Source organism: Rhodococcus sp. KRD162, from assembly GCF_017168335.1.
Taxonomy (GTDB): Bacteria; Actinomycetota; Actinomycetes; order Mycobacteriales; family Mycobacteriaceae; genus Rhodococcoides.
In genome coordinates this window covers 1-6,011 of sequence record NZ_JABFAU010000021.1, presented here as the reverse complement: position 1 = coordinate 6,011, position 6,011 = coordinate 1, and the positions used below count along the sequence as shown (strand labels likewise).

General features: G+C 60.3%; 10 protein-coding genes. 2 read left to right on the top strand and 8 right to left on the bottom strand.

Annotation, left to right across the window (positions count from 1 at the left end):
- Positions 1-52: 52 nt before the first annotated feature.
- Positions 53-484 carry a hypothetical protein gene (locus tag J1M87_RS23845; RefSeq protein ID WP_206492279.1) on the top strand — a complete coding sequence of 144 codons (432 nt, stop codon included), beginning with the start codon at positions 53-55 and terminating at the stop codon, positions 482-484.
- 21 nt (positions 485-505) lie between these two features.
- Here J1M87_RS23845 and J1M87_RS23840 read toward each other — a convergent pair whose 3' ends face one another.
- The 8 genes from J1M87_RS23840 to J1M87_RS23810 form a co-directional block, all read right to left on the bottom strand.
- Positions 506-1,132: a DNA-binding protein gene (locus J1M87_RS23840; protein ID WP_206492278.1), complete on the bottom strand. Its 627-nt coding sequence runs from the start codon at positions 1,130-1,132 to the stop codon at positions 506-508.
- Between the two features lie 145 nt (positions 1,133-1,277).
- On the bottom strand, positions 1,278-1,961 hold the full coding sequence (locus J1M87_RS23835) for a hypothetical protein (RefSeq protein WP_206492277.1): 684 nt from the start codon (positions 1,959-1,961) through the stop codon (positions 1,278-1,280).
- On the bottom strand, positions 1,958-2,224 hold the full coding sequence (locus tag J1M87_RS23830; RefSeq protein ID WP_206492276.1) for a hypothetical protein: 267 nt from the start codon (positions 2,222-2,224) through the stop codon (positions 1,958-1,960). Before J1M87_RS23830 ends, J1M87_RS23835 begins: the two co-directional genes overlap by 4 nt.
- Positions 2,217-2,513, bottom strand: coding sequence for a hypothetical protein (locus J1M87_RS23825; protein WP_206492275.1), 297 nt, complete (start codon positions 2,511-2,513; stop codon positions 2,217-2,219). Before J1M87_RS23825 ends, J1M87_RS23830 begins: the two co-directional genes overlap by 8 nt.
- Before the next feature lie 9 nt (positions 2,514-2,522).
- A complete protein-coding gene (locus J1M87_RS29490; RefSeq protein WP_206492274.1) occupies positions 2,523-2,807 on the bottom strand; it encodes a glutaredoxin family protein in 285 nt (94 codons plus the stop codon).
- The gene (locus J1M87_RS23815) at positions 2,786-3,232 is read right to left on the bottom strand and encodes a ParB/RepB/Spo0J family partition protein (RefSeq protein ID WP_206492273.1); all 447 of its coding nucleotides are present in this window, start codon (positions 3,230-3,232) and stop codon (positions 2,786-2,788) included. The genes J1M87_RS29490 and J1M87_RS23815 overlap by 22 nt, the downstream gene beginning before the upstream one ends.
- A 658-nt stretch (positions 3,233-3,890) precedes the next feature.
- Entirely contained in the window at positions 3,891-4,019 is a 129-nt protein-coding gene (locus J1M87_RS29115) for a hypothetical protein (RefSeq protein ID WP_274611074.1), read from the bottom strand.
- Positions 4,020-4,168: 149 nt separating this feature from the next.
- Complete coding sequence (locus J1M87_RS23810) at positions 4,169-4,804, bottom strand: AAA family ATPase (protein ID WP_206492272.1); 636 nt, start codon at positions 4,802-4,804, stop codon at positions 4,169-4,171.
- 474 nt (positions 4,805-5,278) lie between these two features.
- Here J1M87_RS23810 and J1M87_RS23805 point away from each other — a divergent pair, with 474 nt between their 5' ends.
- Positions 5,279-5,650: a hypothetical protein gene (locus tag J1M87_RS23805; protein WP_206492271.1), complete on the top strand. Its 372-nt coding sequence runs from the start codon at positions 5,279-5,281 to the stop codon at positions 5,648-5,650.
- Positions 5,651-6,011: the final 361 nt, after the last annotated feature.

Here is a 6,011-nt window from a genome sequence, read left to right as displayed (position 1 = left end):
TGCCGGACTTTGGCGATGACCTGCTCGGGGGTGTGTCTGCGTGCCATGATTCGTGAATTTCCTCCTGTGTCCATTCTCGGACACGAAACTCACACAGACACTGGACTTCTACCTGGGGACCCAACCACATGCCCTCTATTGGGTTCCTGCACGCAATCTTGTTGAAGCACGCTATCTGACTGCCATTCTCAATTCTCCCGCCACTACAGAAGCTGTCTCTGAATATCAATCGCGAGGACTGTTCGGGGCACGTCACTTCGATACATATGTATGGCGGCTGCCGATTCCCCTCTTCGATGAAGAGAATCCCGAGCACGTTGAGCTGGCAGACCTTGCCGCCGAAGCCGAAACAGTCGCCACCTCGACTGACGTGACCGGACTCGGCTTCCAGCCAGCGCGAAAGAAGGTCAGGGCAGCACTGGACGTTGCCGGGCTGACAGAGAAGTTGGCAGCGACAGTATCTGCCCTGTTCAAACGGGGATGATACCGAGGCCGTTGGCCTGGGCTATCCCTTCTTCGAGTCTCCACTCGCCCGCGTGGGCTCCGTATCCTGCACCGGTTGGATGCGGGCGATGAGGGCGTCTTGTGTTTTCTGGAGGGTTGTGATGGTGGCGCGTGCTTCGGCCAGTTGGCTTTTGAGTTCGGCCATGTCTTCGGCATGCTTCCGGTCCGCAATGGCCAGCTGATCACGGGCCTCGGCGGCGGCGGCAGCGTTGTCGCGGGCGGCCTGGTTGCCTTCTTCGACCTGGGCCTTTAGTTCCTTGGTGGTTTCCTGGTGAGTGCGCGCTGCCGTGTCGAGGTCGCTGGCGAGTTCGTTGATCTCGCGATCCTTGTGGGCCTTCTCGTCCCGCCACGCCTTTTCAATGATGGCGTGCTCGGCCGTGGCGGTGCGGACGGCTTCCTCCCACACGGTGCCGGCGAGGCGCAGGGCCTGCTCCGTGATGGTGGACGGCGTCGCGGCGATCTTGGAACCGGCACTGTCGCGTTCGGCCCGCCATTCCTTCAGGAACCTGGTGGCGTCGGCGTTGGACACGCCGGCGGCTTCGCGCACGGTGGCGACCGTGGGGTTCTTCTCGGCGCTGATGCGATCGGCGGCGGCGCAAACGCGATCCTTGACTGACTGCTCGGCCACGGCGGCTCTCCCTTGGTAGTAATCGTAGTAGTAATACTACTACGATTACTACTAAAGAGACACTTCTCCGCCCTTCAATCTGGAGAACTCTCCGTCTTCCGCCGCCCCAGATCCGGGCACCGCCCCGCCGGCGCCCGGTGTCTTCCTAGCGGGTGCCCATGGCCAGGGTGGGCGTGCCGGCGGCGGTCGCCAGCGGGTGGAGGCCGCGGCGGGCGTAGATGGCTTTGTGGCTTTCGCTGCGCGCTTCGGTGTAGAGCGGCGCCCCTGCCGGGACGACGTGTTCTATGGCCGCCCTGGCGAAGGCGAGTCCTTCGCGGGTTTGCGGGTACATGGCGAGGTAGGAGACTTTGTAGGCCTCCCGCCCGGGCAGCGTCCGTCTCCATTCCCGGATGGCATTCGCGTTCCGTGCGGAACGTCGGGGGTGCATCTCCCTCAGTGCGGGGATGATGGCCGGCAGCAACAGTACAAGGACAATGACCAGGACTCCCCCGCCGGCCTTCATGATCGCCAGAAGGGCCTGCAGTCCGGCACTGTCGGCCGTGCGGATCCACGTGGACAAGGCAATGGCCACCACGACACAGAGGCCAGCTGGTGCGAGCCACCTCCACCGTGTTGGCGGTTTCTTGTACTCGATGACGATGATCGCCTTCTTCTCCCAATGCCACAGCCGGCCACCACGGGCCAGCAAGGCAAGGGAATACAGGTGCATCAGGTAGAGACCCCGGGCGCGGCGGCGAATGCCGGCCTTGGCGGATTCAGCTGCGAAGGCCCGCGCGGCTGTCCAGGCCAGGGCGGGTGTGTCTCGCAGGCGGGCCCGTTCGATCTTCATGGCTTGCCTTGGTGCTCTGTGGTTTGTTCTGCTCGGGTGCGTTGTCCCGGGCGCAGGCTCCCGGGGCTTGCCCCGTCCCAGGGCCGGCCGTTGTTGTGTTTGCGCTGCAGGCGCCGGACTTCCTTCAGGGTGGCTGTCTCGATCAGCTCGGAGATGGAGGCGTAGCCTTCGAGCTGGCCAGCGGCCAGGAAGGCTGCCCGGACCTGGTCCGCATCAGTACTGGTGAAGTAGGGCGCGAAGGATGAGGGTTTCTGCTTACTCATGGCCGTCCTTGTCCCAAGGCACCGGTCCACCGGTGTATTTGCCAATACGGGTGCGGTCCATGGCCTGGCGGACCTCGGCCATGGTCAGCGTGTTAGCCCGCTCCGCTCTTATTTGTTCCTGGCAGTGTTCCAAGACCAGCTGCCGGCGCGCTACCAGATCGGCCAGGTCCTCCATGCCCGCCCGCTCATCTTGGTGGCCCTGAAACAGGCCAATTTCGTAGCCGTTCATCCAGATACGCCAGGACAGCGTGTCATGCGTAATGAATTCAGCCAGCTCTTCCTCATCCATGCCACTCCCCTACTCTCCCCCGGCGGAGGCGCCAGCCGTGTTGGCTGCGTGCAGGGTAGCCACCTGCTCGATAAGGTCTGGACGCAGCCCGGCCCAATGGAAGTGGTCATCCACCACAATGATGGGCGCCTGGGAATACCCGAGGTCTTCCGTGACGTACTCCATTGCATTCGGTGTCGTGGTCAGATCCACTTCCTGGAAGGGGACACCCAAAGCGGTGAACTTCTCGGCCGTCTTTCGGCATCCGAAGCATCCCGGCTTTGAATACGCTCTTACCGCCGGATACTGTTCCAATGTTCGTCAAGGGCGTGTTCCACGTCGGCCTTGGTGCGGCCCATCTTCTTGGCGATCTTCGCCGCTGGCATTCCCAGCAGGGAAAGCTGCTGGAAGGCCTCGGCCTGATCGGAGTGGCCCAGCTCTGCGCGCTGGATGTTCTCCACCACTTGGTTGATGATGCGCTCGGCCTCGTCGGGGCTTTCGATGACAACCACGGGGATGGTGGCCAGCTTGGCCTCGACGGCTGCGAGGGTGCGACGCTGGCCCATCAGAACGTGCACGGTGCCGTCGGCGTTCCGGTGGGCAATGACGGGTTCGAGGACCCCGTTCTCGCGGACGCTGGCGACGAAGGCCGGGGTCAGTCCTGCGTCCTTGCGGACGTTGGTCTCAACGGTCAGGGTGGCAGGGTCCAGCTGGACCAGCTCCTGTGTTTTCTCGTTCATGGTTTTGTTCCTTTGCAGAGGATGGGGTGAGTGGGCGGTGTGACCGGGCCAGCTGCTCTCTCTTCTCCCCCGTTGTTTTTTGGTTGCTGGCGAAGCTTGCGTAGCTGTGGCCGACGGAGGCCTGTCTACCCGCAGGGCAAGGGAGGGAATGTTTTGTGGAGGAAATAAGCGACGCAGGAGCGCCGGAACAAAAATTCCTGGACGCAGGCACCGACGAAGGAGGGGCTAGACGGGGTGGAGCGGTCACGTACTATCCGAAGGACAGCAACCAAAAAACGCGAAGCGTAGAAACAGGTGGCCGGGCCGGGCGGAGCTTGCGGAGCCCGGCCCGGACGCCCCACAACCGGACGCGCAGCGGACGACCGGTGTTTGTTCTTCATTGCCCTGGGCAAGGCGTATTGGGTGTGTGGCAGGGGCACTGACAGGCAGCTGTGTCACAGGGGCCGGAGGAAACGCAGCGGCCGTGAAGGCACCATCCCGAGACTTGGAGTGTGGGGGCCGGTTTCTTGTACCGCCGGCGGCTGCGCCGGTCGGTAGCGGCGGTGAATGAGAAGTGCCGGAAGGTGCGTGGAGGCCGTGTTTCTGGGATCATGATGATGCTCTCCTTGATCGGTGAGTGGGTGCCCCGTGTAGTTGTCTAGGCCGTGCGGGGCACTCTTTATTTAGTTGTGGTCTCTCCGTATCGGGCCGTCAGTGTTGGCCATACGATGCGTTCGAGGAGTTTTTGCTGGCTGATGTCTTCTGCTTCGGCAGCCTGGCTGAGGAGTTTTTGCTGGGTGGCGGTCATTCGGAAGTTGTATCCGGTGACTTTGGGTTCCTTGTGTCTGCGTGGCGCCTCGCTTGGCGGCGCTTGCGGGGCCTGTGGTGGTTGTTCGGCCATATTGCCGAAAGCTTCAATTTCCGCCTCCGTGGGCGGGGCTGTGCGGGCTCGTGACCTCACCATCCTGTTACCTCCTGCGTGAGTAGCTGAATCTCTGCCTTGGCTTTTTGATCCTTCATTTCCACCACTCCCCTGCCGTCGTCTAGACACTTTTGGAAGGCAGAACGGTCGTAGATCACGCTGTCTGCAATGGGTAGCTCGGGGTATTCGTCAAGGTATGCCCTGCTGTCTTTGACGTCGGTGGCGAAGACGTGTGTGCTGGCGCGGTTGAGGACTCCTACTACCTTTAGGTCAGGATTGAAATCACGGGCTTGTTCGATCGTCTCGACTAGGGCTTGCGTCGTGTCGAGGTCTGCCTGGTTGGGCTGCATGGGTGCGATGAGGACATGGGCTGCGGTCATGGCCGTGCGCATTTCCTTGCTGTCCTTACCCGCAGTGTCCACCAGCACAACGTCATAGCGTTTGTCTTGGTCCACGAGGGTGCTGTGAAGGTTACCGGTCTGCTTTAGACACTGGATTCTGGGGTATCCGTTGGCTTCTCTATCTCTAGCCCAGTTCCAGACTGTATGCACGGTGGGGTCCGCTTCAAGGATCAACACGTCCTTGCCCTGACGTTGGAGTTCGGCGGCGATATTAACGGTGATAGTCGATTTCCCTACCCCGCCTTTTACGTGGGCTATTAACAAGATCATGGCACCACATTAGTGTGGTGTCGATGTGGTGTCAATACCACACTAGTGTGGTTATGGTGTGGTGTGTAAGTGGTACCACTTTGTATAATGTGCGATCTACTTGTCTGGCCCATCGGATAGCGTTGTCAGCCATGGAAATTCTTGATGTGGTTTCGACGCCGGCTGGTGTACCGGTGTCATTTGTGACGCAGGGGAGTAGCTGGCATGTAATCGTCGAGCCCACGCGATGGTTCGAGCGTGTTGCCTGGTGGGAGACGGCACAGCGAATGCAGCGTGGTCGGGGCGTGAGCAACATTGGAACGGTCAGTGGCGGTAGTCGCTCGGGACGAGGGTGTTTCATAGGTGACCGCCTATGAAAAGCGATTGGCTGCGTGAGTAGGTGAGGACCAATCATGTTTCATAGGATGTTGCATCAGGACTGATGCGTGAAACCCATCTATGAAACAATTCCGGGGTTGTTTTGAGGAGAAATGAATGAGCGATCCAATACAGCACCCCATCTCGAAACTGGGATTTTTCCTCGAGTACACCAGCCCCTGGCTGATTGAACTCCGCGAAGCCGCCGCCACCTTGGAACAAGCCCGCAGCAAGCCCCACGTCCTTACCGATCACGATGTATCCGAAACTCGCCGGGTTTACACCGAACAAGCGGAAGATCTGACCCTGTTCGAGGACACTGCGGCAAGGTGGGCAGCCCAGACCAACCTCACCGCTGAGCAGCGCGCAGGACTTGCCACCCTCGAAAGCAACCTCTCCCAGTTGCGGCACCACAACACCTCCATCCTGGAACTCACTGACTACCTTGAAACACGCACCATTGGCCCAGTACTCCTGAACGTGTCCTGAGCCGCCAAGTTGGGGTACACCCCAAACGGACGTCAGGCATCAAGCCACGTCATCTGTCAGAGTGAAGTCATATTTTCTATTTATTGACATAAGTAGCCGTAGGTCTAAGATTTCATCCTGACAGTTTCAATCGTGGAGGTACTGTGAGCGGTCAGCGTCTGGGATACATCCGGGTCAGCAGTCTGGACCAGAACACGCAGCGGCAACTGGAGAACATCCAGGTCGCCAGGATGTCGACGAGACTCATCTAAAGTGCTCGCGAAATGGGGTGCGTGCCTAATACGAAAGTAAGGTGGGTCAGGCTGCCTCCTGGTTACTTAAGGTGACGTTGTAGCCGAGTTCTTGGAGGCGGCGGATGGCG

Bases quoted from the DNA above. Each gene is read 5' to 3' on its own strand.
- J1M87_RS23835 (WP_206492277.1), bottom strand. From the start codon at position 1,961: ATGAAGATCGAACGGGCCCGCCTGCGAGACACACCCGCCCTGGCCTGG.
- J1M87_RS23830 (WP_206492276.1), bottom strand. From the start codon at position 2,224: ATGAGTAAGCAGAAACCCTCATCCTTCGCGCCCTACTTCACCAGTACT.
- J1M87_RS23825 (WP_206492275.1), bottom strand. From the start codon at position 2,513: ATGGATGAGGAAGAGCTGGCTGAATTCATTACGCATGACACGCTGTCC.
- J1M87_RS23815 (WP_206492273.1), bottom strand. From the start codon at position 3,232: ATGAACGAGAAAACACAGGAGCTGGTCCAGCTGGACCCTGCCACCCTG.
- J1M87_RS29115 (WP_274611074.1), bottom strand. From the start codon at position 4,019: ATGACCGCCACCCAGCAAAAACTCCTCAGCCAGGCTGCCGAAGCAGAA.
- J1M87_RS23810 (WP_206492272.1), bottom strand. From the start codon at position 4,804: ATGATCTTGTTAATAGCCCACGTAAAAGGCGGGGTAGGGAAATCGACT.
- J1M87_RS23805 (WP_206492271.1), top strand. From the start codon at position 5,279: ATGAGCGATCCAATACAGCACCCCATCTCGAAACTGGGATTTTTCCTC.